Source organism: Nonomuraea africana (genome assembly GCF_014873535.1).
GTDB classification, from domain to species: domain Bacteria; phylum Actinomycetota; class Actinomycetes; order Streptosporangiales; family Streptosporangiaceae; genus Nonomuraea; species Nonomuraea africana.
In genome coordinates this window covers 8861527-8888350 of the sequence record NZ_JADBEF010000001.1, presented here as the reverse complement: position 1 = coordinate 8888350, position 26824 = coordinate 8861527, and the positions used below count along the sequence as shown (strand labels likewise).

Genomic DNA, 26824 nt, shown 5'->3' with positions numbered 1-26824 from the left:
TCACCCTAGGAGCGTGATGTTCAGGATCCGTATAGCCCGCTGTTATCGCAGGCCACGACGGCGACGCGCCTCCCGCGCGAGCTCCTGCGCCTCGGCGAGGCCACGCCTGTCACCGAGAGCGTCAAACTCTCCCATAGTGCCTGCAACCGCATCAATAGCACCATCAATCTCATCCAGGTCGAGGGACGCGGCGGCGATCGCCAGCATCGCCCTGGCCCGGCCCCTCCTGTCGCCGTGCGACTCGAACGCGGCCAGCGCCTCCCCTGCCGCCGTCCTGGCGGCCTCCGGCCGTCCCTCCGCCCTGGCCACCTGCGCCAGCAGCAGCGCCGCCGCGGCCGCGGGCAGCACGTCGCCCAGCCTCCTGCTCAGCCCCGCCGCTCGCTCCGCCAGTTGCCGCGCCTCCTTGGTCCTGCGCCCGGCCAGGGACAGGGCCGCGAGGTCGAGGAGGGTGGCCGCCTCACCGCGCGGGTCGCCCAGCTGCCGGTAGAGCTCGAGCGCGCGACGCGACAGCTCCCCGTCGCCGCGCAGCTCTCCCAGCGCGCGCAGCGCGTCGGCGGCTCCCCGCGGGTCAGCACCCCTCAGGTCAGCGCCTTTCAGGTCGGCGGCCCTCAGGTCGGCGCGTCTCGGGTCGGCACCCCTCAGGTCGACGCGTCTCGGGTCGGCGGCGCCTCTGGGGTCGGCGCCGAAGGCCGCCAGGCACTCGGTGAAGCAGCGCTCGGCGTCGGGCAGGCGGTCCTGCGCCCGGTACACCAGCCCCAGCCTGAACGTCGTGCGCGCCACCTCGCCCTGCTCGGTCAGCGGCAGCGCCGCGCGCAACGCCTCGGCCGCCTCCTCCAGCCGGCCTTCGGCGCGGTGCAGGTCGGCCAGCGAGCGCAGCAGCAGCGCCTCGCCGTGCCGGTGTCCCGCCCGCCTCGCGGCATCCAGACCGAGCGCGGCCGTCGTCCGCCAGTCGTCGTGGTAGGCGCCCAGCTCGAACAGCGGCGTCAGGTAGAAGGCCAGCCGCCATGCGGCCTCGTCCAGGCGGGCCCGGTGCAGATCCGCGACGGTGGCGACCATGAACGAGCGCTCGGCGGCCAGCCAGCGCGCCGACTCCGCCAGGCGGGCGGTGGCGAGGTCGCGCTCCACCGTGTGCGAGAGCGTCAGGCCCGAGCCTGGCTCGGCGGGCAGCATCAGCTCCCTGGCCCTGCGCGCCCGGTCGAGGATCTCCCCCGCAGCTCCCGCCAGGACGGCGGCGGCCGGGCCCTCCTCCTCGGCGAGCCGCTCGGCGGCGTACAGGCGGGTCAGGTCGTGCCAGCCGTACCTGTCGAGGCCGCGTTCCTGGAGCAGCCCCGCCTCGGCCAGGGACTCCATGATCCGGCCGCCTTCGGGCCCCACGAGGGCGGCGGCGATCCAGGGCGCGAAGTCGGGGGAGGACAGCGCGCCGAGGCGGCGCAGCAGCAGGCGTTCGTCGCCGGACAGCGCCCGGTAGCCGAGCGCCAGGCTGGAGCGGACGGCCAGGTCTCCCGCGCTGAGCTCGTCGAGCCTGCTCCGCTCGTCGCCCAGCCGGTCGGCCAGGTGCTCGAGCGTCCATCCTCGCCGCCGGGCCAGGCGGGAGCCCGCGATGCGCAACGCCAGGGGCAGCGCCCCGCACAGCCGGACGATGCGCAGGGCCTGGCCTGGCTCGGCGGCGACCCGGCCGGCGCCGACGATCCTGGCCAGCATCGCCACCGTCTCCTCCGCCTCGAGCACGTCGAGCGGGTAGGCGCGGGCCGCCTCGAGTCCGAACAGCGGTGACCTGCTCGTCACCAGCGTCAAGGAGCCCGCGCCCGTGGGCAGCAGCGGGCGCACCTGCGCCTCGCTCGTGGCGTCGTCGAGCACGACGAGCACCCGCCGGTCCGCCACCAGGCTGCGGTAGAGGCGCACGCGCTCGTCGAGCGACGCGGGCACCGCGCCGTCGGGACAGCCGAGCGAGCGCAGCAGGTCCTCCAACACCGCTCCCGGCGTCCTGTCGCGCAGCGAGGCGTGCAGCCTGCCGTCGGGGAGGTCGAGCCCCCGCGCCGCGTGGATCGCGAGCGCGCTCTTGCCCGCGCCTGCGGGGCCGTACAGCACCAGGTGGACGGGGGCCGCGTCGGGCGCGGGCAGCGCCGCCCTGATCCAGCCGAGCGCCGCCTGCCTGCCGGTGAAGTCGGCGATGTCGGGCGGCGTCTCGTTGGGCACCCTTCGCGGCGACTCCTCGGCCAGCGCCCGCTCGTGGGCCTCGCGTAGCTCGGGGCCTGGTTCGAGGCCGAGCTCGGCCACCAGCGTGCCGCGCGCCTCCTCGTAGGCGGCCAGCGCCTCCGACCTGCGGCCCGCCTGGATGAGGGCGAGCATCAGCTGCGCCCACGCCCTTTCCCGCAACGGGTAGGCGGACACCAGCGCGCGCAGCTCACCGATCACCTCGGCGCCCCTGCCCAGCTCCAGGTCGAGCGCGACCCGCTCCTCCAGCGCGGCCAGCCGCAGCTCCTCCAGCGGCACGGCATGCGCCCGCCGCAGCTCGCCGTCGATCCCGTCGAGCGCCCGGCCCCTCCAGAGCCCGAGCGCCTGCCCCAGCATCTCGGCGGCCGCCCTGGCCCGTCCCGCGTCCCTGGCCCTGCGCGCCTGCGCGACCAGGCGCTCGAACCTGTGCGCGTCCACCTCGTCGGGGTCGACCGCCAGCAGGTAGCCGCCGGGCACGGTCCTGATGCCCTCGACGATCTTGCGGAGCGCGCTGACGTACACCCTGAGCACCGCCTCCGCCGAGGCGGGCGGCTCGGCGCCCCACACCGCCGCCACCAGACGGTCGTGGGTGACCGTCCGGCCCGCGTTCATGAGCAGCGCGACCAGCAGCGCGCGATGCTTGGCGGGCCCGGGAGTCACCTCCGTGGCCCCGTCCAGCACCAGCAGCGGGCCCAGCACCCCGAACCGCACGCTCATCCCCTGGCGGCCTGGACGGTGAACGAGCTGAACCTGACGCCGACCGGCTTCTCGGCGTCGGGAGCGGCGAAGACGCCGCTGGACCCGGGTCCGAGCGGGGCCCGGGTGTCGGACACCATGCCGACGTACCGCTCGTCCACCCACAGCCGCAGGACGGTCTTCGCCCCGTCGCTCCTGCACTCGGCGACGATGCGGCGATCCGCTGTCCGCTCCCTGGCGATCCTGTCCAGCAGCAGGGTGCCCGTCCCCGAACCGCGCTTGGTGATGGTCGCCCGGCCCTCGCTGGTGACCGCGAACTCGTAGCGCTGGCCGCCGCTCCCGCCTCTGCACCAGACGCCGAACTCGCCCGTGCCGGCGATCCGCCGGCCCCTGGCGACGACCACCGCCCCACTCGCGGGCTCGGACGTGACGGGGGCCGACCGCCACAGCCGCCAGCCGGGGTTCGCGGTGAGCTCGTAGCCCTCGTCGGACTGCTCGGCCGTGCCTCCCGCGGTGCTGCCCGTCTCCCACGAGTCGGCGAAGTCCGCCCGGTACGGCCACTCGGTCGGCGACGGCCGAAACGCCAGCACGCCCGCCACAGTCACCGCCGTGACCAGCGCGAGCGCCCCTGCCGCCCACGACCACCAGCGCCTGGCCCCGCCCTTCGCCGGCGCCGTGGGGCTGTCCTGGTGGTGCGGCCGAGGCGGCTCCGCCTGCCCTCCTGACCCGGGGGCGACCGGCCGAACGGGGCCCGACCAGGTGCGCTCGACGACCATGGTGGCCGTCTCCGGGGTCGGCCGGCCGCCGACCAGCTCGGCCAGCAGCTGCTGGGGCGTGGGCCTGCGAGCCGGGTCCTTGGCCATCGCCCACTCGACGATGCCCCGCATCCGTTGGTCGAGCCCGTCGAGCTGGGGGCCGTCGTTGACGATCCGGTACAGCACCTCGGCCGGCGCGCCGCCGCCGAACGGCAACCGCCCCGTCCCCGCGTAGGCGATCACGCCGCCCCATGCGAAGACGTCGGCGGACGGCCCCAGCGGCTCACCTCTCACCTGCTCGGGCGCCATGAAGGCGGGGGTGCCGAGGATCGCCTGGCTGGCCAGGCTGTCGGCGCCGACGAGCTGCGCGATGCCGAAGTCGATCACGCGTGGGCCGAGCGGCGACAGCAGCACGTTCGAGGGCTTGAGGTCGCGATGGATCACGCCCGCGCCGTGGATCGCCGACAGCGCGGTGGCGATCCCCACGGCCAGCGACTCCAGGTTGCCGCCGGTGAAGGCGCCCTGCTCCCTGACGGCGTGCGCCAGGTCAGGGCCCTTGACGTATTCCGTGACCAGGTAGGCCACCTCGCCGGAGATCCCGGCGTCCAGCACGGGGGCGGTGCAGAACCTGGCCACCCGCCGCGCCGCGTCCACCTCGCGGGAGAAGCGCCGCTGGAAGGCGGGGTCGCGGGCCAGCGAAGGATGGATCACCTTGACCGCGGCCAGGCCTCCCGTCGGGGTCGAGGCGAGGTGCACCTCACCCATCCCGCCGCGTCCGAGCACCCGGAGCAGTGTGTATCCGCCGAGCGTCCGATCGGTCATAGCAGCTCCGCCAGCTCTTCCCTGGACAGCGCCGTCCCCCTGGCGTACGCCTCGGCGAAGCCCTGCTCCCCCAGCGCGGCCCTCGCCCGCTCGACCACCCGCGCGACGTCCAGGTCGCCCGGCAGCGTCATGCCGCGCAGCCCCTTCCCCACGCCGAGCAGCAGCGCGGCCCGGTCGTGCGCGCCCCGCAGGGAGAAGACGCCGGCCAGTCCCTCGGCCACGCTCGCCAGCACCGGCAGGCTCTGCACGTGCAGCGCCGCCGCGAACGCCGCCTCCTGCCTGGCGGCGGCCCGCTCGACCTCGCCCTCGGCCGCGTCGATCCAGCCCAGCGCGACCCCGATCTGCACGGCGGTCAGCGACTCGCCGAACGACCCGCTCGACTCCCTCGCCAACACCTCCTCGTAGCGGTGGCGGGCCTCCTCCAGGTCGCCGCGCAGCCTCGCGACCTCGGCCAGACCGCAGCTGGCCCTGGTGGTGCCCTCCAGCGCGCCGACCCTGCGGGCCAGCTCGGCGGCCCGCTCGTAGTCGGCCCAGGCCTGGTCGAGGTCGCCGAGCAGCAGCTCGCCCTCGCCTCGCTGGCACAGCAGGTCGGCGATGTCCTCCTGCGCGCCGAGCTCGCCCACCAGGCGCAGCGCCTCCTCGATCAGCTCGGTGAAGCGCTCCCTCTCACCGCGCCACGCCGCCACCCTGACCAGCTCCGACAGCGCCATGGCCATGCCGAGCCGCTCGCCGAGAGAGCGGAAGTAGTCGAGCGCGCGCGAGAACTCCCGCTCGATCCCCGCGACGTCGCCCTCCATCAGGTAGCAGAGGAAGCCCCTGCCGACGTGGTCGAGACCCCTGATCCAAGGGTCGTCGCTGGCCATGACGCGCTCCATCATCACCGCGAGGAATCCGTCGTCGATGGAGGGCCCGACGAAGCTGCCCCAGAAGTAGGTGAGTTGCGGGCGGTCCGAGACCAGGTCCATGGCGCGCATCAGCCGCTTGGCGGTCTCCAGGTGGACGCCGCCCTCGGCCGAGCTGGCCACGCAGATGGCGTACTCCCCCTCCAGCCCCTCGGGCACGTCCGGGCCCAGCGCGGCGAGCAGCGTGCGGGCGGGCCGCACGCCGATGCCGCGCCGTCCGCGCAGCCACCAGTATGTGGACAGGTCGGCGAAGATCCGCAGCGCCATGGCGTGGTCGGCGCCGACGGCCCAGCCCAGCGCGGCGAGCAGGTTGTCGTGCTCGGGGTCGAGCCGCGCCGCCCACTCCAGCTGCTCGGCGCGCAGCAGGTGGGGAGCGGCTTCCCGCAGCAGGGCGAGGTAGTGGCCGGCGTGGGCGCGGTGGTAGGTCTCGACCTCTCCCGCCTCTTCCAGCCGTTCGGCGCAGAAGGCGCGGATCGTCTGCAGCATTCTGTAGCGGTCGCCGACGATCTCGACCAGCGACTTGTCCGCCAGGCTGGTAAGCAGCTCGACCGCGTCGGGTGTGCCGCAGACCCGCTCGACCGCCTCGATGCCCGCTCCGCCCGCGAACACCGTGAGCCGTCTGGCCAGCCGCTGCTCCTGCTCGTCCAGCAGGCTCCAGCTCCACTCGACCACGGCGCGCAGCGTGCGGTGCCTGGGCTGGGCCGTACGGCTGCCGCGCGACAGCAACCCGAGCCCGTCCTCCAGCCTGGCGGCGACCTCGGCCACCGGGAGCGAGCGGAGCCTGGCGGCGGCCAGCTCGATCGCCAGCGGCAGCCCGTCGAGCGCCCGGCAGATCCGCTGGACGTCGGCGAGGTTGCGCTCGTCCACCGCGAACCCGGGCCGGACGGCGGCCGCCCTGTCCTCGAACAGCCGGACGGCGAGCGAGCCGGGCAGCGGGGGCACCGGCCAGATGCTCTCGCCGGTGATGCCCAGCGCCTCCCTGCTGGTGGCCAGCACGCGTAGGTCGGGGCAGGCGCTGAGGAGCCGGTGCGCGAGCTCGGCCGCCGCCGCCACGACGTGCTCGCAGTTGTCCAGGACGAGCAGCATCCGTCGTCCCGCCAGCGCGGCGACCAGCCGGTCGGCAGGATCGGGCTCGTCCGGCCCGACGCGCAGGCCCAGCTTGGTGAGCACGGCCTGGGCGACGTCCCCGCCCTCGGCCAGGCCGTCCAGCTCGGCCAGGCCGACCTCCCCCGGCACGGCGGCCGCCGCCTCCAGGGCGAGCCGCGTCTTGCCCGCGCCGCCCGGCCCCGTCAGCGTGACGAGCCTGGCCCGCTCCAGCAGGCGGCCGACCTGGTCCAGGTCGTCCTGCCTGCCGACGAAGCTGGTGAGCTGCGCCGGCAGCGCCGTCCCGCCGCCGGCCGCCATGCCGGGGGTGCCGGGCCGAGCCGGGGCCGTGGGCGCGTGGAGCTCGCCGCGCAGCGCCGCCAGGTGGATCTCCTTCAGCTCGGGCGACGGGTCGACGCCCAGCTCGTCGGCGAGCGTCCGGCGGGCGTCCTCGAAAGCGGTCAGCGCCTCCGCCTGGCGCCCGCTGGCGTACAGCGCCCTGATGAGCTGGCCGCGCAGCCGCTCCCTGACCGGGTGCGCCGCCACCAGCCGCTGCAACTCGGTCACCAGCTCGCGGTGCCTGCCCAGCTCGAGGTCCGCCTCGAGGCGGTCCTCCGTGACGTCGATCCTGAGCTCCTCCAGCCGCGCCGCCTGCGCGGCGGCGAACGGCGCCTCCCGCACGTCGGCCAGCGCGGGTCCGCGCCAGAGCGCCAGCGCCTGTCCGAGCAGCTCCGAGCGGACGGCGGGCGCGCCGGCGGCCCTGCCCTCGCGGGCCAGGCGCTCGAAACGGTGCGCGTCGACCTCCTCGCCGTCGACCACGAGCCGGTATCCGGCGGGGTGGAACTCGACGGCGGTGTCGAGGTTCCTGCGCAGCCTGGAGATCTGCGACTGCAGCGCGTTGCTCTCGCCCGTCACGGGCCGCTCGCCGTAGAGACCCTCGATGAGCCGCTCCGTGGGCACGATCCGGCCCGCGTCGAGGGCCAGGAGCGCGAGCAGGGCGCGCAGGCGGGTGCCGCCGACCGCGATCGGGCCGCCGTCCGCCCTGAACGCCTCGACGGGGCCGAGGAGACCGAAGCGCATCACATGACCCTGCGCAGGAAGTCGTTGGCGAACTTGCCCTGCGGGTCGAAGGCTCCGACGAGCTCGCGGAAGTCGGCCATCCGCGCGTAGGGGGCGACCGCGGTGAACAGCTTGCCCCAGTGCGGCCTGGCCTCGTACGGCTCCAGCGCCCGCGTCACCGTCTCGATCACCGGCAGCACCCTGGAGACGTCCTTGATCCAGGTGAAGTGGAACCCGGCCACGTCCTGGCCGTAGGCGGGGCTCAGCCACAGGTCGTCGGCGGCGACGGTCCTGATCTCCGAGATCTGCAGGACGGGCGCGAGGACGGCGCGGATCCCGTGGAGCGCGCGTAGCGCGGCGACCGTGTGCCGGCGTGGCAGCAGGAACTCCGACTGCAGTTCCTGGCCCGCGCTCGGGGTGAACTCGGGACGGAAGTGCGGCAGCCGCTCGTGCCACGGCCCCGGGACGCCGAGCTGTTCGGTGCAGGGCTCCGGTGACGCGCCCGGGATGGGATGGCGCGGCCCGTCGGCGGGGCGGGCCCCGAACAGATCGGGCGCCTCGTCAGAGACCCGCTTCACCCACACCTGGTCGACCACGGGCCGTCGCCACCCGGTGAACAGGCTCACGCTGTAACCGCTGCCGAACACCTCGTCGACGTGGTCGTCCAGCACCTCCAGCGGCAGGTCCTCGAAGACGTACTGGCGCACCTCGAAGGCGGGCACCAGCTCCAGCGTCAGGCTCACCGCGACGCCCAGCGCCCCGAGCCCGACCACCGCGCCGGACAGGCGCGGGTCGTCCGCGGTCAGCGTCACCAGGTCGCCCTCGGCCGTGACGAGCTCCATGGCGCGGACCGCCGTGGCGAGGTTGCCGTTGCCGTCGCCCGACCCGTGCGTGGCCGTGGCCACCGAGCCCGCGACCGTGATGTGCGGCAGCGAGGCCAGGTTGCGCAGCGCGAAACCGGCCTGGTGCAGGCGCGGCGCCAGCTCGGCGTACCGTACGGCGCCGCCCACCCGCACGGTGGACCCGTCGAGCTCGACCGTGCGCGGCAGGGCGTCGAGCGAGACGAGCGCGCCCCTGGTGTCGACGACGTCGCTGAAGGAGTGGCCGCTGCCGATCGCGCGCACCGACGGCGAGCGCGCCACGAGCACGCGCAACTCCTCGACCGAGGCCGGGCGGTACACGTCAGAGGCGTGGAAGGCGAGATTACCCGCCCAGTTGGTCACGATCGCGGCCATAGGCCGTTGATGCTACCGAATCACGGCGTATGTGCCCTGCCGGTGTGCCAGGCCCAGGCCGCGATGCCGACCCTGTTCTTCACACCCAGCTTGCGCTGGATGCTGGCGATGTGGTTCTTGACCGTGCCCGGGGACAGGAACAGCTCCTCGGCGATCTCGGCGTTGGTCTTGGCCTGGGCGACGAGGCGGACGACGTCGTCCTCGCGCTCGGTGAGCCCGGCCTCCCGCGGCCCGTCCCGCACGGCGCTCTCGCGCAGCAGCCCGACCGTGAGCTGCGGGCTGATCAGCATGTCGCCGCTCATCGCCGCCCGCACGGCCTCGACGAGCAGCGTGGGACCCGACCGCTTGAGCACGAACCCCGAGGCCCCGTGCCGCAGCGCGGCCCGCACGTAGTCCTCCTGCCCGAACGTGGTGACGACCACGACGTGGATGCCGGTCTCGGCCAGCGCCCGCGTCACCTCGATGCCATCGGCCTTCGGCATCCTGATGTCGGCGAGCACCACGTCGGGACGCACCTGGAGCGCGGTCTCGATGGCCGAGAGCCCGTCGGCCGCCTCGGCGACGACGGTCATGTCGGGCTGGGCGTCGAGGATGAGCCGGAACGCGCCGCGGATGCCTTCCTGGTCGTCGGCGATGAGGATGCGGGTGGACACGCCGTTCATGGTGCCAGAGGCAGCCGCGCCACCAGCGTCCACCCTCCCTCGGCCGGCGACGCCCGCAGCCGCCCGCCCATCGACTCCGCCTGCGCGGTCAGCGAGGGCAGCCCGAATCCGCCGCGTCCCGACTCCCGCGTGCCGCCGCCTCCGTCGTCGTCCACGCTCACCTCGAGCATCCCGCCCTCGTCCCTCACCGCGACCTCCACCAGCGTCGCCTCGGGAGCGTGGCGGCGCACGTTGGTCAACGCCTCCACCACGATCCGGTACGCCAAGGCGGCCGTCTCCTCGGGCACGTCGAGCCGCTCGTCCACGGACAGCTCGACGCGGGCCGGCCCGGCCGAGGAGAACCTGGCGGCCAGCTCGGCCAGCCCTTCCAACCCCGGACCCGCGTGGAGCTCCAGCACCGTGCGATCCAGCGTCGCCATCGCGCGCAGCCCCGCCTGCTCGATCCGCTGGAGCGCCGCCAGCGCCTGCGCCCGGCTGCCGACGCTGTCGCCGACGCCGACCACCTGACCCGCCTGGGCCTGCGCCACCATCTCGCTGACGTCGTGGGCGACGAAGTCGTGCAGGTCCCTGGCCAGCCGCAGCCGCTGCGCGGCGCGCTCGTCCCGCACCGCCCGCACCCGCCGCGTGTCGAGAGAGCGCAGGTAGCCGCCGACCCCGACGGCGGCCAGCACACCGAGCGCCCAGAAGGCGCACATGCCGATCCCCTCCAGCGGCGAGGCGGGCATGACGTACCTCAGCAGCCACGTCGAGGCCGCCACCCCGCCCAGCACCCCCGCGGGCACGGCCTGCCGTACCGGGGACCACCTGGCCATCAGGCCGAGCAGCGCGATCAACGTGAGACTCTCCACCAGCCCCCACAGGTCCTCGCCCCTGCGCGGCCCGGCGCTCACGAACGAGAGCGTCACCACGAGGGAGACGACGGCCGCCAGGCTCACCGCCGCCGGCAGGTGGGCGCGACCGCGCTCCCTCCTGCCGACCACCCACGCCAGCGCCGCCACGGCGGCCACCATCCCGAAGCTGCCGATGTTCACCGCAGCCACGATACGGACATGCCGAACGGCACGGGCAACGTCCTCCGGAGCCGCCACAACCTGCCGAACGGCACATGGCCCGCGACCCCCGCCCCGCCCGAGGCTGAAGGCATGACAACGATCATCTCGAGGGCCGGGCACGCGGCGGTCGCCTGGTCGGCCGGCTACACGGTGACCGGCGTGGCCTGGGCGCTCGGCGCTCCCGGCTTCCCCTGGGGCGCGAGCGATCCCGACCCCGACGGCGTGCTCTCCATCCTCGCGGGGCTCTCCCCCGACCCTGGCGGCTGGTGGGTGGCCGCCTTCGGCCTCCTCTGCGCGGTCACCGCACTGGCGCTCGCGACGGGCGGCCGCGCCGTCCAGCGGGCCGCCGTGTTCGCCGCGTGGCCGCTGGCGGCCTTCCTCGCCGTGGTGATCCCCGACTCCCGCCTCATGATGGGCGTCGCCTACACGCCGCTGATGACGGTCGCGATCTTCCTCGACGGGCCGTGGGGGCAGATCGGGCTGGGCGACGTCTGGCCATGGCCGGTGCTCAACCAGCTGCTGTGCGTGCTCGGCGGCGTCCTGCTGGCGGGGGCCGCGCTGAACGCCCAGCGCCGCCGCCGCGACGCGTGCGGCTCGTGCGGGCGCGCCGACGAGGACACCGGCTGGACCACTCCCGCCTCGGCCGCCCGCTGGGGACGCGTGGCCGTCGCCGTCGCCGTCGTGACGCCGCTGATCTACTGTGCCACCCGGTGGGCCTGGGCGCTGAACATCCCGCTGGGGGTGAGCCAGGACTTCCTCGACCAGGGCGACAAGGAGGCTCCCGGCATCTGGCTGGCAGGCGCCTACCTGGCCACCTTCGGCGCCCTCGGCGGCGTGCTCACCCTCGGGCTGGTCCAGCGCTGGGGCGAGATCTTCCCCCGCTGGATCCCCTGGTTGCGCGGCAGGCGGGTCCCTCCGCCGCTGGCCATCGTCCCCGCCACCCTCGTCGCGATCATCATCACGGTCGCCGGCCTGACCTACCTGCGGCGGGCGCTGGCAGGGGCGTTCGATGTCGCCGAGTGGGGCGCCTGGCTGCCCGAGTGCTTCTGGCCCCTCTGGGGCGCCGCCCTGGCCGCCGCGGCCCTCGCCTACCACCTGCGCAGACGCGGGCGCTGCGCCCGCTGCCTGCGTGGCGGGAACTAGCCCATGACATGCGAAAGGCCGGTGTCACAGACGTGACACCGGCCTTCGCCGATCGGTGGAGGTGGCGGGAATCGAACCCGCGTCCTTCAACCCCAAGGCAGGGCTTCTCCGGGCGCAGCCTGCTTAACGTTTTCTCAGCCCCGGCACTCACGCAGGCGTGTTGCCGACAGGCTCAGCCACTGTTTGATTTCCCGCTCTCCCCCGTGGCCGGGTCGAGCGGTGGAGCCTTCTAACGATGCCAGGTCCCGGGCCGAAGGCATGCCCGGGCTGACAGAGGTTTCGCTACTTAGGCAGCGAGAGCCAGGGAACCCTGGCTGACCTCAGTGCGCTTGGAGTTGGCACTTATTGGTTTGCGGTCACAGGATTAACGAGGTTATGTCCGCAGTCCTCGGCCCGCTTCACCTGACTTGCAAAGTCGAAGTCGAAACCGATCACCCCCTGTGCAGTTGTCAACACGGCCGCGAACGGCCGAGCAAGATGACGATACATGTGACAACACGGGGAACGCCAACCGAATTCCCTGCCCTCTTCGGAGAACCCGTCACCTGGCGGAACACGGCGAACCCCCGGAGACGCGGCAAGACGGCGCACGTCTCCGGGGGCGACCGGCAGGGTCACGCCGGTCCGGACGGCAGGACTTCCCCCGAGATGAAGTCCTGAACTCATCACGGCGACCAGGTCCGCAACCCCCCGAGCGGGCCCGGTCACTTAGGAAGACGCAGATCCGGCCGCCAATGGTTGCTCAGCGTGAGGAAGTTTTCACGCAGGGTCACGCACGGCCGCGAAGAAGCGGCCCGCGTAGGCCGCGGGGTCGGCGTTCTCGGCCAGGACGGCCACCGCCACATCCCCCTGCCAGCCGACGAACCACGCCTGGTTCTTGCTCTTGCCCGTCACGGGAGCGGCGATCCCGTGGACCGGCTCACCACCCGCGGCCGCCGCGCCGGCCGTGCCCGAACGGACGCCTGAGCGCATCATCGCCCGCAGCACCGGCAGCACCTTGGCGTCGAGCGCCACGGGAGCGGGCGGCGTGGTGGGCAGCACCTCAGCGGCGGGATCGGGCGTCGGCGGCTTGGTGACCAGCAGTGGCGGATGCCAGGTGCCGGAGGCGACGGCCCCCGCCACCAGCGCCATCGCCAGCGGGCTCACCTCGACGTTCTGCCCGGCGATGGCCTTGGCCTTGTCGGCGTCGCTGTCGAGGTCGCCCACCTTGCCGCTGAAGGAGTTCAGCGGCAGCTTCCACGGCTTGCCGATGCCGAGGTCGGCCGCGCTCTTGTCCAGGTCGTCGCCGCTGACCCTGCGCGCCAGCGCGGCCAGCGCCGTCACGCAGCTGCGGGCGAAGCTGCTCTGGAAGCTCTGGGTGCCGCCGGCGGTCAGGCCCGTCTGCTCGAACCTGGCCCCGCCGACCGTACGCTCCGCCGGGCAGGCCAGCCGCTGGCTCGGCTTGACGCCTTTTCTCAGTAGCGCCTCGGCCGCGATGATCGAGAAGGCGTTGCCCGCTGGATACTTGCCCGCCAGCGCCTTGTCCTCCTTGACGTTGTCCGAAGCGCTCACCGCCAGCACCTCACCCGTCGACGCCTTGACCGCGACCATCACGGCGGAGCGGGTGCCGGCCAGCGCGGTCTCCGACGCGGCCTGGATCGAGCTGTCGATCGTGGTCTCGACCGGCGCGTTGGGCCGGCCAGGCCACTTCTTCAGCTCGGCGACCTGCTCGCCCGTCTTGAGGTCGAGCGTGATCACCGAGGTCTGGGTGGATCCGGTCAGGTGGTCCTGGTAGGCCTTCTGCAGGCCGGACAGGCCGACGGAGTCGCCCGCCCGCTGCGGGCCGCCGAGCTCCTGCTCGCTCTCGGCGGTCAGGGCGCTCACCCTGCCCACGATCTGCTCGGGCGGCGCCGGCGCGACGGGCTGCTTCTGCTCGTCGATGGTCACGCCGGGGATGTCGTCGAGCTTGGACTTGAGCGAGGCGTACTTGCGCCAGCCGAAGGTGACGAGCGGCACGAACGTGCGGGGCGGCGCCGACCTGATGCGGCTCAGCAGCCGGTCCTGGGCGAACCCGGTGAGCGCGGCGAGTTGCTCGCCCACCTTCTCGGCGTTGTCGCCGAGGGTGGCAGGGGTCACGCCGGCCACGTAGAGGGTGGTGTCGGCCTGCAGCGGCTCACCCGTGCGGTCGAGCACCGGCCGGCGCACCTCGGGCTTGGGATCGACCGCGAAGCGCTGACCCTCCTTCAGCTGCGGATGGATGACGCTCGGCGACCACCGCACTTTCCACACCCCGTCGACCAGGTGGAGCGGCAGCCTGCTGGTGTACTCCCAGAGCGAGTTGTTCTCGCCCAGGTCGACCTCGGCATCGAAGTCGGCGATCGACTCGCCGCCGTTCTCCGTCAGGCTCCTGATGTGGAAGCGGAAGGAGGCCGCGTCGAGGTGGACGCGGGCGTCGTGCAGCGCCTTGCGTACCACGGCGGGATCACCGTCGGTACGGCCGGCAGCCAGGTCGTAGTCGCCTGACTGCCAGCCGACGAGGAAGTCGCGCACCGCCTCGTGCGCGGACGGCTCCTCGAAACAGCCGGTCAGCGTCGTGCCCGCGACCGCCATCGTGGCGGCAACGGCCAGGACCCTGCGAGCGCGAGCCCTCATCGGGCGCGATGGCGGATCGCCCGCGCCATCTCCCGCTTGTCCTGCTGCTCCTTCAGCGTCTGCCGCTTGTCCCAGTCCTTCTTACCGCGCGCGAGACCGATCTCGATCTTGGCCCTGCCGTCCTTGAAGTAGAGCGACAGCGGCACGATCGTCAGCCCGCCCTCCTTGACCTTGGCGGCGAGCTTGTCGATCTCCTTGCGGTTGAGCAGGAGCTTGCGCTTGCGGCGGGCGGCGTGGTTCGTCCACGTCCCCTGGGAGTATTCGGGGATGAAGACGTTGAGCAGCCACGCCTCGCCGTCGTCGATGGAGGCGTAGCCGTCGACCAGCGACGCCTTGCCCGCCCGCAACGACTTCACCTCGGTGCCCTGCAGCACCAGACCCGCCTCGAAGGTTTCGTCGACGTTGTAGTCGTGGCGGGCACGCTTGTTCTGGGCGATGAGCTTGCGCCCGGTCTCACGTGGCATGCTTCGACCTTACCCGGGTTCGTCAGACCCGCAGGTAACGGCGGAGCGTCACGAACGACGCGAGCACACAGATCACCACGCCGATCACCATGGTGAGCGTGATGACCCAGGCCACGTCGTTCCATCCGAGCTGGCTGTTGGCGGCGAACGCCGAGGTGGTCCCCTCGAACAGGAAGACCTTCGCGACGATCAGCATGACCGCGGAGACCACACCGCCGATCAGACCGGCGATCATGCCCTCCATCACGAACGGCAGTTGGATGTAGAGGTTGGAGGCGCCGACCAGCCGCATGATGCCCGTCTCCCTGCGCCGGTTGAACGCCGAGAGCCTGACGGTGTTGCCGATCAGCAGGATCGCCGCCAGGACCAGGATCAGCGCCACGGCCAGCGCCGCGTAGCGGAGCTTCTCCAGCATCCCGAAGAAGTTCTCCAGCTGGGCCCGTTGGTCGATGACCGTGGAGACGCCCTTCATGCCGTTGGCGGCGGTGATGACGTCCTGGTACTCGTCGGGGTTCTTCAGCTTGACGCGGAACGACTCCGGCATGTCCTTGACGTCGACGACCTGCGCCAGGATCGAGTTGGCCGACTGCGCCTTCTTGAAGTTGTCGAAGGCCATCGCCTGGTTCTCGTGGAAGACCTTCTCGACCTGGGGCAGACCCTCCAGCTGCTGCTGGAGCTGAGCGCGCTCGGCGTCGCTGACCCCCTTGGGGGAGGCCTTGCACTTTTCGAAGGGAGAGTCCTTCTTGCACAGGTAGACCGAGACCTCGACCTTGTCGGACCAGAAGTCCTTCATCAGGCCGACCTGGGCGTTGATCATCAACCCGACGCCCAGCAGGGCCATGGCGACAGCCACGGTGACGATTACCGCGATCGTCATGGTCAGGTTGCGACGGAGGCCGATCCAGACCTCGGAGAGGATGAAGTTCGCCCGCATGTTCTGCCTATAACTCCTGTTAGTACGCCTGGCCGTAGACGCCACGCGACTGGTCGCGGACGATCTTTCCGTCCTCCAGCTCCACGACCCGCTTGCGCATGGAGTCGACGATGGCGGCGTCGTGCGTGGCCATGACGACAGTGGTGCCGGTCCTGTTGATCCTGTCGAGCACCTTCATGATGCCGATGCTCGTGGCGGGGTCGATGTTTCCTGTCGGCTCGTCGGCCAGCAGGATCATCGGCCTGTTCACGAACGCGCGGGCCATCGCGACCCGCTGCTGCTCGCCACCTGACAGCTCGTCGGGCATGCGGTGTGCCTTGCCCTCAAGACCGACCAGCTCGATGACCTCGGGCACGACCTTGCGGATGAACCGCCTGGGCTTGCCGATGACCTCGAGAGCGAACGCCACGTTCTCGTAGACGTTCTTGTTGGGGAGCAGCCTGAAGTCCTGGAACACGCAGCCGATGCGGCGGCGCAGGTGCGGCACCTTGAAGTTGGACAGCTTCCCGAGATCCTTGCCGGCGACATGGATCGCACCGGAGTTGGGCCTCTCCTCCTTGAGGATCAGCCGCAGGAAGGTGGACTTCCCGGATCCCGAGGGACCGACGAGGAACACGAACTCGCCCTTGTCCACGTCTACAGACACGTGGTCGAGAGCGGGCCTGTTCTGGTTCGCGTAGACCTTGGTGACATTATCGAAATGGATCACGAGCGCATCACGACGTGCCAGTCTAGGGGTCGGGACGGAAGCGAGGGTGGCACATGCCCACTTCCCACCGCCCGCCAGCGGGGACGCCCATCTTTACTGATGATCGACGTTCCGCTTGGCTGCAGGACAGTCTAGGGGGAAGACTGGCATGGAACGTCCATAACGGAAACAAAACGATTCTGTTGCCTGAGAACCGTCTACAGTGGAGGGTGACATGAGTTGCGAACACCTCGTCTGCGCCCAGTGCGCCCACCCGGTCATCGAGGGTCGCTGCGCGCTGTGCCGCGCCAACCGTGAGCGTATGCACGTGCACGGGATCTCTCCGATGCTGATCCTCGCCGCCCTGATCGCCCTCCTCTTCCTCTCCCTGGCGATCCAGCACCTGCTTTGATCATCTTTTTGTACGGCAGGCCAGGTCTCGGCCACCGCTGGTCATCGGTTGCCGTCCGTCTCTCACGCGTCCTCCAGCAGGACTTCGGCTGAGCGCCGCCACGTCGTCCGTTCTGCCCCTGGGTGGTCTGCCCGTCACCGTTCACCGGTCACCCGCCGTTGGGCGCCGCCGAAGACCCTCAGCCCGCGCCTCCACACCCGAAGTTCCTGGGCCCGCATCCCACGCCAGAAGCGCACTCTCTCGAGGAGCCCGCCAGGGCGCAGCCGAAGCGCGGCCACGCCCGGAGAGCCCCAGCCCGCGTCTCACCCGTCAGGAGTGCGCCCCTCGAGGCGCGCCCCCGTGTGCCGTCGTGCCGTGGTGCGTTATTCCGCCGACTCCTGGCGGCGCATCCAGCGGATCTCGCTCTCGATGAAGCCGTCGAGGTCGCCGTCGAGGACCGCGGTCGGGTTGCCGGCCTCGTGTGCCGTGCGCAGGTCCTTCACGATCTGGTAGGGGTGCAGCACGTAGTTGCGGATCTGCGTGCCCCACGACGTGGTCGAGGCGCCGCGCAGCTCCGACATCTTCTCCGCCTCCTCCTGCCGCTTGCGCTCGAGCAGCTTGGCCTGCAGGACGTTCATCGCCGAGGCGCGGTTCTGCAGCTGGGAGCGCTCGTTCTGGCAGGAGACCACGATGCCGGTCGGGATGTGGGTGATGCGCACCGCCGAGTCGGTGGTGTTGACGCCCTGGCCGCCGGGGCCGCTGGAGCGGTAGACGTCGACGCGCAGGTCGTCCTCGTTGATGTCGATGTGGTCGGTCTGCTCGACGACCGGCACGATGTCGACGCCCGCGAACGAGGTCTGGCGGCGGCCCTGGTTGTCGAAGGGGCTGATGCGGACCAGGCGGTGGGTGCCGTGCTCGCCGCGCAGCGTGCCGTAGGCGTAGGGCGCCTTCACGGCGAAGGTGGCGGACTTGATGCCGGCCTCTTCGGCGTAGGAGGTGTCGTAGACCTCGGTGGAGTAGCCCTTGCGCTCGGCCCAGCGCAGGTACATGCGCAGCAGCATCTCGGCCCAGTCGGCCGCGTCGACGCCACCGGCCTGGGAGTTGATGGTGACGAGCGCCTCGCGGGCGTCGTACTCGCCCGACAGCAGGGTGCGGACCTCCATCGCGCCGATGTCGGAGCGCAGCGCCGCCAGCTCCTTGTCGGCCTCCACCCTCGTGTCGGCGTCGTCCTCCTCGGCGGCCAGCTCGAACAGGACCGTCAGGTCGTCGAGCCTGCGCCCCAGCGCCTCGACGCGGTTGAGCTCGCCCTGCAGGTGGGAGAGTTTGCTGGTGACCTTCTGCGCCTGGTCGGGGTCGTCCCACAGATCAGGTGCGGCGACCTGCTGCTCCAGCTCCTCGATCTGCTTGCGCATGGAGTCGAGGTCGAGAACGTCCTGAATGCTCCGCAGGGTGCCCGCGAGCGCGCTGATCTCTTCTGCCGGATCGATGTCTGCCACGTCTACCAAGGGTACGCGACCTGCGCGCACCCCATAACATGGCGACGTGCGTGCATACGGGGGGCTGCGGTCGTTGGCTCTCGCCGCCGGTCTGCTGGCCGCGGCGACGGCCTGTTCTGGATCTGGCGAACCGACCCCCTCTCCGGTCGCGGCGACCACCTCCGCGACCGTCACCCCGACGGTTCCGTCCGTCGCCCCCGGGGTCTCGCTGAGCGAGGCGGCCAACGCCTTCTCCGAGTACACCCTCACCGACGACGTGCTCCGCGCGGCGGGTGACCGGCGGCTGGGCAAGGAGCTCGCCCGCGACGGCCGGGTCGACCTCACCGCGGCGGACTTCGCGTCGACCGACGATCGTCCTCCCCGCCACACCTGGGGCACACCCACCTTCCTGGTGCCCCGCCTGCGTCCCGACGAGCCGCTGTGGTTCTCCGTCGTGGTCCCCCGCGACGACCGCACCGCCGTCCTCACCTTCGCCAAGGGGACCGACTGGCGGCTGAGCGCGCTCTCCGTCCTCCTGCCGGGCGAGCGGCTGCCCGAGGTGAAGCACGACGCCGCGGGCTACGCGGAGGCCGTCGGCGCCGACGACAAGGGCGTGCAGATCAGCCCTCGCTACATCGCCCCGCTCCACGCCACCATCGCCGAGCGCGGCCCCGCCGGCATCGCCGCGGGGCTGATCGCACCTGGCCCCTACACCACCGAGACCGCCGCGGAGATCGCCGACAACCGCACCGCGTTCAGGAAGGAGGGCTTCAGCTACGACTCGATCTTCAGCGCGGCCGACTACCCCGTCTACGCGCTGCGCACGGTCGACGGCGGCGCGCTCGTGCAGTACTCCCTGCTCAGGACGACCTCGATGGCCAGCGTGGTGTCCATCAGCCCGTTCCTGCCGGTCCCGCCCGAAGGGCGCTGGGCCCTGGGCAAGGACCAGTACAGGGACAACATGAAGATCTACGAGACGCACCAGTACGTCGCCACGGTCCCGCCCGCCTCGGCGGCCACGGTGATCGCCTACGACGGCTCCATCACCAAGGCCAGCGGCGAGTAACCCGCGCGGCTGATCAGGCTTGGCGCGCTGACGCGACATAGGCTAGTCAAAGTTGAATAGAAAGGAGTGCGTGGATGTCGGCGATCCGGTTGCTGGTTCTGGGCGCGGTGCGGCTGCACGGGCGGGCCCACGGCTATCAGGTGCGCAACGACCTCGAGTTCTGGGGCGCCGACGAGTGGTCGAACACCAAACCCGGTTCGATCTACCACGCGCTGAAGCAGATGGCGAAGCAGGGATTCCTGCACGCCTACGAGACGGCGCCCAGCACGGCCGGCGGCCCGCCGAGAACCGAGTACGAGGTCACGGAGAAGGGCACCGCCGAGTACTTCACGCTGCTGCGCGAGGCGCTCACCACGCGCGACAAGATGGATCTGCTCTCGGCCGGCATCGGCTTCATCGTCGACCTGCCGCGGGAGGAGGCCGTCGCCCTGCTGAAGCAGCGTCTCAAGGGCCTCGAGGAGTGGCGGCGGTCGGTGACCGAGCACTACAGGCCGGAGGACGGCCCTGGGCAGTGGGGGCACATCGGCGAGATCATGCACATGTGGGTGCACTCGTCAGATGTCGGCGCGGAGTGGACGCGTGGGCTGATCGAGCGGATCGAGGGCGGGGCGTACGTCTTCGCCGATGAGGGTGGCGACCGGTTCGCGGGGGTGCTCGCCGAGGAGCACGAGCACCCGCGGGAGGCCTGATCTCACCGGACCGGAACCGGGCGGGCCGGCCGCCCGGTATCGGGGCCGACGGCCGGCTCAGCGGCTGAGTCCGCGGAAGCGGGCCGCCGCCAGAGGGAAGGCGATCGCGAGCAGGAGGAGGGGCCACGCCACGGCCAGCAGGTGGGCGTGCTGCGCGGCCCAGGAGGCGCCCGCCACGCCGGGGTTGCCGAACAGGTCGCGTACCGCGGTGGCGGAGGCCGTCATCGGGTTCCATTCGGCGATCGCCCCGAGCCAGCCGGGCATGAACTCGGGCGAGGCGAAGGCGCTGGAGCTGAAGGCGACGGGCCAGACGAGGATCTGCACGGCCATGATCAGTTCGGGCCTGCCGACGATCAGCCCAAGCCAGATGCCGCACCACAGCATCGCGAAGCGCAGCAGGAGCAGCAGACCGACCGCGCCGAGGGCCGCGGCGAAGGAGCCGTGCCAGCGCCAGCCGATCGCGAGGCCGGCGCCGATCACGATCAGCACGCTGACCACCGATTCGAGCATGTCCGCGAGGCTGCGGCCGACCAGGACCGCCGACGGCGCCATGGGCATGGAGCGGAAGCGGTCGATGACGCCCTTGTTGAGGTCCTGGGTGATCGCGGTCATCGTGCCTTCAAGACCGAAGGCCATGGTGAGCACGAGCATGCCGGGAACCAGGAACTCCTTGTAGTCGCCGCCCCCGGCGACCCGCATGCCGCCGCCGATGAAGTAGGCGAACATCACCAGCATCATCACCGGGAAGGTCAGGCCGATCGCCACCCGCGCGGGCTGGCGCGCCCAGCGGGCCAGCTCACGCCGCGTCATGGTCCAGGAGTCGGCCAGCCACCAGCCGGCGCCCCCTCCGGTGGGCCGCGCCGGCACCGCGGTCGTCGTCATGCGGACTCCTCCTCGTGGTCGCCGCCGGTCAACTGCATGAACACCTCGTCCAGAGTCGGGCGCCGCACCGCCAGGTCCTCGACCTCGATGCCGGCGTCCTCCAGCGTGCGCACGACGCGGGTCAGCGCGCCCATCCGGTCGGCGACCGGCGCGCTGACCCTGCGGCCGTCCTCGTCGCGGTCCACCGCCCCGACGCCGGGGATCCCGGCCAGCACGGCGGCCGCGGCCGCCACCTGTCCCGCGTCGTGCACGACCACCTCGATCCGGTCGCCGCCCACCTTCGCCTTGAGCTCGTCGGCGGTGCCGTCGGCGATCACCCGGCCGCTGTCGATCAGCGAGATCCGGTCGGCGAGCTGGTCGGCCTCCTCCAGGTACTGGGTGGTCAGCAGGACGGTCGTGCCGCCCCCGACCAGCGAGCGCACCGCGTTCCACACCTCGGTACGGCCCCGCGGGTCCAGGCCCGCGGTCGGCTCGTCCAGGAACAGGATCTGCGGGTGGATAATGAGCGAGACCGCCAGGTCGAGACGGCGCCGCATGCCGCCGCTGTAGGCCTTGACGGGTTTGCGGCCGGTGTCGGCGAGACCGAACCGCTCCAGCAGCTCGCCGGCCCGAGCGGCCGCCCGGCGCGCGCCGAGGTGGTGGAGGCGGCCGAACAGCTCGAGGTTCTGCCGGCCCGACAGGTCCTCGTCCAGCGCGGCGGCCTGTCCGAGCAGTCCGATCCGCCTGCGCACCTCGTCCGGGTGCCGGGCGACGTCGATCCCGGCCACCTGCGCCCGCCCGCCCTCCACCCGCAGCAGGGTGGCGAGGGTGCGGACGAACGTCGTCTTGCCGGCGCCGTTGGGGCCGAGCACGCCGTGCACCGTGCCGCTCGGCACAGTCATGTTCAGGCCGTTCAGGGCCTTCTTCGCGCCGTAGGTCTTCCGGAGTCCTTCCGCGATGATCGCTTGCTCCCGACCTGCCACACACCCTCCCGGGACTAGTGGTCAAATTTGACTACTGGGCATTCAGGCTAGCCCTCCCCGCGCTACTGGTCAAACTTGAATAGCTAGGCCCCGGAAACCCGGGACGCGGGTGGTGCGTCCCGGGCGGCGGCTCGTTACCGCTCCGTGTGGGGCAGGTTGCTGGTGGCGACCAGGGTGCGGATCGCGCGGAGGGCCACCGACAGCGTCGCGAGGTCGAAGTTGTCGCTCTCCCAGATCTCCGACAGCGTCTGGCGGGCCCTGGAGACCGCCGCCGAGTTGCCCTCGGTCCACGTGGCCAGCCGCTCCTCCGGCGAGCTCCCCGGCGAGCTGTGGGCCAGCACGTCACGCGTGAGCGAGGCGTGCGCCGAGTAGAGGTCGTCGCGCAGCGACGAGCGCGCCATGGAGTTCCAGCGGTTGTCGCGCGGCAGCGCGATGACGCGCTCCCGCAGCCTCGCGAGCTGGAGCCGGTCGGCGAGGTCGAAGTAGACCTCGGCGACCTCGTTGACCGGACGGCCCGTGAGCGAGGAGATCTCCACCAGGTCGAAGGTGGAGTAGGCGGGCACCATGGCCGCGGCCCGCTCGGCCAGCTCCGCGGGCACGCCACGGGCGATGAAGCTGTCGCGACGGTCCTCGTAGGCGGCCAGGTCGGGCCCGGTCAGCATCTTCGGCAGGTGGGTGAGCAGGCCGTTGACGCCCTTCACGAAGAAGCTCACCGATCCGGCCAGATCGAGCGGCGGGCGCCGGTTGCCGAGCAGCCAGCGGGTGCCCCGTTCGGCCAGCTTGCGCGACTCCAGCAGCATGGCGAGCTGGGTGCGGGTGTCGACCTTGTTGTCCAGGGACTCCACGCCCTTGGTGAAGCTGGGCAGGTCGAAGACCTCCCTGGTGACCAGGTAGGCCCGCGCGATGTCCTGGGAGGAGGCGCCGGTCTCCTCGCCGAAGCGGAACATGAACGTGGTGCCCGTGGAGTTGACGAGCTCGTTCACCACGCAGGTGGTGATGATCTCGCGGCGCAGCGGGTGGGCGTCCATGTAGGTGCGGAAGCGCTCGCGCAGGGCCGAGGGGAAGTAGGACACCAGCCAGGAGGCCAGGTACGGGTCGTCCGGCAGGTCGGAGCCGAGCACCTCGGCGTCGACCACCAGCTTGGTGTAGGCCAGCAGGACGGAGAACTCGGGCGCGGTCAGCCCGATGCCCGCCTGACGGCGCTCGGCGAGCGTCTTGTCCGACGGCAGGAACTCCAGATCCCTGTTGACCAGCCCCTCGCGTTCGAGGCGGCGCAGGTACCGGGCGTGGATGTGGAGCATCTCCGGCGCCTGCGCGCGGGCCGCGGCGAGCACCACGTTCTGCGCGTAGTTGTCGCGCAGCACCAGGTCGGCGACCTCGTCGGTCATGGAGGTGAAGACCTGGTTGCGCTGCTTGTCGGTGAGCTCGCCGTCGCGGACCACCTGGTCGAGCAGGATCTTGATGTTCACCTCGTGGTCGGAGGTGTCGACGCCTGCCGAGTTGTCGATGAAGTCGGTGTTGACCAGCCCGCCGTTCAGCGCGAACTCGATGCGGGCCAGCTGGGTGAAGCCCAGGTTGCCGCCCTCGCCGATCACCTTGCAGCGCAGGTCGGCCGCGTTGACGCGCAGCGCGTCGTTGGCCTTGTCACCGACGTCGGCGTTGGACTCGGACGAGGCCTTGACGTAGGTGCCGATGCCGCCGTTCCAGAGCAGGTCGACGGGTGCGCGCAGGATGGCGCTGATCAGCTCGTTGGGCTGCAGTGCCGTGACGTCGGCCGAGATCCCCAGGGCGGCCCGCATCTGCGGCGTGATCGGGATCGACTTGGCGGCGCGCGAGAAGACGCCGCCGCCGGCGGAGATCAGGTCCGGCGCGTAGTCGGCCCACGAGCTGCGCGGCAGCGCGAACAGCCGCTGCCGCTCGGCGAAGGAGGCGCTCGCGTCGGGGTCGGGGTCGACGAAGATGTGGCGGTGGTCGAAGGCGGCGACCAGGCGGATGTGCTGCGACAGCAGCATGCCGTTGCCGAACACGTCACCCGACATGTCGCCGATGCCGGCCACGGTGAAGTCCGTGGCCTGGACGTCGACGCCGATCGTGCGGAAGTGGTACTTCACCGACTCCCACGCGCCGCGGGCGGTGATGCCCATCGCCTTGTGGTCGTAGCCGATGGAGCCGCCCGAGGCGAAGGCGTCGCCCAGCCAGAAGCCGTACTCCTTGGAGACGCTGTTGGCGATGTCGGAGAAGGTCGCGGTGCCCTTGTCGGCCGCGACGACGAGGTAGGTGTCGTCGCCGTCGTGCCGTACGACGTCCTTGGGCGGCACCACGCGGCCGTCGACCAGGTTGTCGGTGAGGTCGAGCAGGCCGGAGATGAACATCCGGTAGCAGGCGACGCCCTCGGCCATGACCTCCTCGCGGCTGCCGGAGGCAGGCGGGCGCTTCACCACGAAGCCGCCCTTCGAGCCGGTCGGCACGATGACGGTGTTCTTCACCATCTGCGCCTTGACCAGCCCGAGGATCTCGGTGCGGAAGTCCTCCATGCGGTCCGACCAGCGCAGGCCGCCGCGCGCCACCTTGCCGAAGCGCAGGTGCACGCCCTCGACCCGCGGTGAGTACACGAAGATCTCGTAGCGCGGGCGGGGCAGCGGCAGCACGCTGATCGCCTGCGGGTCGAACTTCAGCGAGATGTACGGCTTGCGCCGCCCGTCCGCCCCGAGCTGGTAGTAGTTCGTCCGCAGCGTCGCCTGGATCATCTCCAGGTAGGCCCGCAGGATCCGGTCCTCGTCGAGCGAGGCGACCTCGTCGAGCGCGCCGAGGATCTCCTCGTTGAGCGCCTCGCCCAGGTCGGCGCGCAGCTCGTCGGAGCGCCTCGGGTCGAGCCTGGCCTCGAACAGCCGCACCAGCAGCCGCGACAGCCGGACGTTGCCGAGCAGCACCCGCTCCATGTAGCGCTGGCTGAAGGTGCTGCCCGCCTGGCGCAGGTACTTGGCGTAGACCCGCAGGATCTCCACCTGCTCCCAGGTCAGCCCGGCGGCCAGGACGAGAGCGTTGAAGTTGTCGGCCTGCACCTCGCCGGTCCACAGCGCGCCGAGCGCCTCCTGGAAGAGCCGCTTGAAGTCGTTGCGGTCGACCTCGGCCGACGGCGTGTAGCGCAGCCCGAAGTCGTAGATCCAGGCGTTCTTGGTGCCGGGGTCGTTGTCGCGGTCGATCTCGTACGGCCGCTCGTCCACGACCTCGACGCCGAGCCGCTGGATGAGCGGCAGCACGTGGGACAGCGAGATCGGCGAGTCGAGCTTGTAGATCTTCAGCCGCCGCTCCCCCTCGGCGGCGTCGTACGGCTCGTAGAGGTTGATGCCGATCTCGTCCGCGCCCTTGCCGATCAGTTCCTCCAGGCGGCGCAGGTCGACCACGGCCACCTTGGGCGGGAAGTCGGCCTTGTACCCCTCGGGGAAGGCCGACTGGTAGCGCCGGACGAGCGCGGGGCTCTCCTCCTCCGTGGCCATCTCGCCGATCGCGGCGGCCAGGTCGTCCTCCCACGACCTGGTGACCGCGGCGAGGCGGGCCTCCAGCTCGTCGACGTCGACGCCGTGCTGGGGCAGCGGCTTGCCGCGCTCGCCCCTGACGACCACGTGCAGCCGGGCCAGCGTCGACTCGCCGATCATCGCGCTGTAGTCGAGCGAGGTGCCGCCGAGGGCCTTGAGCAGGATGTCCTGCATCTTCAGCCGGATCTTGGTGGTGTAGCGGTCGCGCGGCAGGTAGACCAGGCAGGAGATGTAGCGGCCGTAGTCGTCGCGGCGCAGGAACAGCTTGACCTTCTTGCGCTCGCGCAGCCGCAGCACGCCGAGCGCGATCGGCACCAGCTCGTCCACCGGCGTCTGGAACAGCTCGCCGCGCGGGTAGGTCTCGAGGATCTCGATCAGATCCTTGCCGTCGTGGCTCTCGGCGGTCAGCCCCGCCTGGTCGAGCACCTCGGCGAGCTTGCGCCGCACCACGGGGATCCTGGAGATCGACTCGTTGTAGGCGACGTGGGTGAACAGGCCGAGGAAGCGCCGCTCACCGATCACCTCGCCCTCCGGCGAGAACATCTTGACCCCGACGTAGTCGAGGTAGGCCGGCCGGTGCACGGTCGCGCGCGAGTTGGCCTTGGTGATGATCAGCAGCTGCTTCTCCCTGGCCTTGGCCCGCACCTCGGGCGGCAGCGAGGAGAAGCTCTCCGAGCCTGGCTTGTCGGCGCGCAGGATGCCGAGCGCCGCGCCCGGCACACCGCGCAGCACGTCACCCTCCTCGCTCTCCTCCAGCAGGTACTCCCTGTAGCCGAGGAAGGTGAAGTGCCCGTCGGCCAGCCAGCGCAGCAGGTCGAGGCTGTCCTCGACCTCCGCGGGCTCCAGCGGCGGCGGGTTCATCGACAGGTCCTCAGCGGTCTGTACGGCAAGCGCCCGCATCTTGGCGAAGTCCTCGACCGCGTGCCGCACGTCGGACAGCACCCGCTGCAGGTCGGTCTCGACCGACCGGAGCACCGCGGGATCGGCCTGCCGGTCGACCTCGATGTGTATCCACGACTCGACCAGCATCATCCCCGTGATGTCCTCTTGTTCACGGCTGAGGATCCGGCCGGTCATGTCGCGGCGCAGCCGAATCTGCGGGTGGACGATCAGATGGATGCCGATGCCGTGCCTGTCGAGCTCCATCGTCACCGAGTCGACCAGGAAGGGCATGTCGTCGGTGACCACCTCGATGACGGAGTGGCCCGGGTCCCAGCCGTGCTCATCGGCAGTGGGCGTGTACGCCCTCACCACCGCCCTGCCCTGCGGGCGCACCTCGGCCAGCTGCCGGTGCGACATCGCGGGGCCGTACACGTCCACGGGATCGCGGTCGAGGAGGTCCTCGGCCGCGACGTGCCGGTAGTAGACGCGCAGGTAGGCCAGAGCCTCCTCGGGGCTCGCGTGGTCGCTGCCCGTGGCGCCGATCCGCGCCGCGTTCTGGAGCAACTCGTCCTTGGCCTCGTCGAGCGGCATGTCGCTCTCA

Annotated in this window: 18 protein-coding genes and 1 other RNA gene; 4 read left to right on the top strand and 15 right to left on the bottom strand. The window is 71.5% G+C overall.

Going from position 1 to position 26824, the window contains the following annotated elements:
• Window positions 1–42: 42 nt before the first annotated feature.
• Genes H4W81_RS42530 through H4W81_RS42505 form a run of 6 tightly spaced genes read right to left on the bottom strand, consistent with a single transcriptional unit; the run spans window position 43 to window position 10459 of the window.
• Window positions 43–2931: an AfsR/SARP family transcriptional regulator gene (locus H4W81_RS42530; RefSeq protein WP_192779972.1), complete on the bottom strand. Its 2889-nt coding sequence runs from the start codon at window positions 2929–2931 to the stop codon at window positions 43–45.
• The gene (locus tag H4W81_RS42525) at window positions 2928–4487 is read right to left on the bottom strand and encodes a serine/threonine-protein kinase (RefSeq protein ID WP_192779971.1); all 1560 of its coding nucleotides are present in this window, start codon (window positions 4485–4487) and stop codon (window positions 2928–2930) included. The genes H4W81_RS42530 and H4W81_RS42525 overlap by 4 nt, the downstream gene beginning before the upstream one ends.
• Window positions 4484–7552, bottom strand: coding sequence for an ATP-binding protein (locus tag H4W81_RS42520; RefSeq protein WP_192779970.1), 3069 nt, complete (start codon window positions 7550–7552; stop codon window positions 4484–4486). Before H4W81_RS42520 ends, H4W81_RS42525 begins: the two co-directional genes overlap by 4 nt.
• Entirely contained in the window at window positions 7552–8766 is a 1215-nt protein-coding gene (locus tag H4W81_RS42515; RefSeq protein WP_192779969.1) for an FAD-binding protein, read from the bottom strand. The genes H4W81_RS42520 and H4W81_RS42515 overlap by 1 nt, the downstream gene beginning before the upstream one ends.
• A gap of 20 nt (window positions 8767–8786) precedes the next feature.
• Entirely contained in the window at window positions 8787–9419 is a 633-nt protein-coding gene (locus H4W81_RS42510; protein ID WP_397125934.1) for a response regulator, read from the bottom strand.
• Window positions 9420–9424: 5 nt separating this feature from the next.
• Window positions 9425–10459: a sensor histidine kinase gene (locus H4W81_RS42505; RefSeq protein WP_192779967.1), complete on the bottom strand. Its 1035-nt coding sequence runs from the start codon at window positions 10457–10459 to the stop codon at window positions 9425–9427.
• Window positions 10460–10570: 111 nt separating this feature from the next.
• On the opposite strand from H4W81_RS42505, the gene H4W81_RS42500 reads away from it, so the two are divergent.
• Entirely contained in the window at window positions 10571–11623 is a 1053-nt protein-coding gene (locus H4W81_RS42500) for a hypothetical protein (protein WP_192779966.1), read from the top strand.
• Window positions 11624–11676: 53 nt separating this feature from the next.
• Here H4W81_RS42500 and ssrA read toward each other — a convergent pair.
• From ssrA to ftsE, 5 genes are all read right to left on the bottom strand, one after another.
• Window positions 11677–12062: a transfer-messenger RNA gene (ssrA, locus tag H4W81_RS42495) on the bottom strand.
• A 320-nt stretch (window positions 12063–12382) separates the two neighbouring features.
• Window positions 12383–14254, bottom strand: a complete 1872-nt coding sequence (locus H4W81_RS42490; RefSeq protein ID WP_192779965.1) for a penicillin-binding transpeptidase domain-containing protein — start codon at window positions 14252–14254, stop codon at window positions 12383–12385.
• Window positions 14251–14718: an SsrA-binding protein SmpB gene (smpB, locus tag H4W81_RS42485; RefSeq protein ID WP_192779964.1), complete on the bottom strand. Its 468-nt coding sequence runs from the start codon at window positions 14716–14718 to the stop codon at window positions 14251–14253. Before smpB ends, H4W81_RS42490 begins: the two co-directional genes overlap by 4 nt.
• Window positions 14719–14740: 22 nt before the next feature.
• A complete protein-coding gene (gene ftsX / locus H4W81_RS42480) occupies window positions 14741–15652 on the bottom strand; it encodes a permease-like cell division protein FtsX (RefSeq protein ID WP_192779963.1) in 912 nt (303 codons plus the stop codon).
• Window positions 15653–15671: 19 nt separating this feature from the next.
• Entirely contained in the window at window positions 15672–16361 is a 690-nt protein-coding gene (gene ftsE, locus H4W81_RS42475) for a cell division ATP-binding protein FtsE (protein WP_192779962.1), read from the bottom strand.
• Between the two features lie 214 nt (window positions 16362–16575).
• Here ftsE and H4W81_RS42470 point away from each other — a divergent pair, with 214 nt between their 5' ends.
• Complete coding sequence (locus H4W81_RS42470; protein ID WP_192779961.1) at window positions 16576–16752, top strand: hypothetical protein; 177 nt, start codon at window positions 16576–16578, stop codon at window positions 16750–16752.
• Window positions 16753–17114: 362 nt separating this feature from the next.
• On the opposite strand, the gene prfB is transcribed toward H4W81_RS42470, so the two are convergent.
• Window positions 17115–18227 (bottom strand): peptide chain release factor 2, encoded by a 1113-nt coding sequence (gene prfB, locus H4W81_RS42465; RefSeq protein WP_192779960.1) that lies wholly within the window; start codon window positions 18225–18227, stop codon window positions 17115–17117.
• A gap of 46 nt (window positions 18228–18273) precedes the next feature.
• Here prfB and H4W81_RS42460 point away from each other — a divergent pair, with 46 nt between their 5' ends.
• Window positions 18274–19272: a DUF8094 domain-containing protein gene (locus H4W81_RS42460; RefSeq protein ID WP_192779959.1), complete on the top strand. Its 999-nt coding sequence runs from the start codon at window positions 18274–18276 to the stop codon at window positions 19270–19272.
• A gap of 74 nt (window positions 19273–19346) precedes the next feature.
• On the top strand, window positions 19347–19961 hold the full coding sequence (locus H4W81_RS42455; protein WP_192779958.1) for a PadR family transcriptional regulator: 615 nt from the start codon (window positions 19347–19349) through the stop codon (window positions 19959–19961).
• 57 nt (window positions 19962–20018) lie between these two features.
• Here H4W81_RS42455 and H4W81_RS42450 read toward each other — a convergent pair whose 3' ends face one another.
• From H4W81_RS42450 to H4W81_RS42440, 3 genes are all read right to left on the bottom strand, one after another.
• Complete coding sequence (locus H4W81_RS42450) at window positions 20019–20843, bottom strand: ABC transporter permease (RefSeq protein ID WP_192779957.1); 825 nt, start codon at window positions 20841–20843, stop codon at window positions 20019–20021.
• Window positions 20840–21805 carry an ATP-binding cassette domain-containing protein gene (locus H4W81_RS42445; RefSeq protein ID WP_192779956.1) on the bottom strand — a complete coding sequence of 322 codons (966 nt, stop codon included), beginning with the start codon at window positions 21803–21805 and terminating at the stop codon, window positions 20840–20842. The genes H4W81_RS42450 and H4W81_RS42445 overlap by 4 nt, the downstream gene beginning before the upstream one ends.
• A gap of 134 nt (window positions 21806–21939) precedes the next feature.
• Complete coding sequence (locus H4W81_RS42440; protein ID WP_192779955.1) at window positions 21940–26814, bottom strand: NAD-glutamate dehydrogenase; 4875 nt, start codon at window positions 26812–26814, stop codon at window positions 21940–21942.
• Between the last annotated feature and the right edge of the window lie 10 nt (window positions 26815–26824).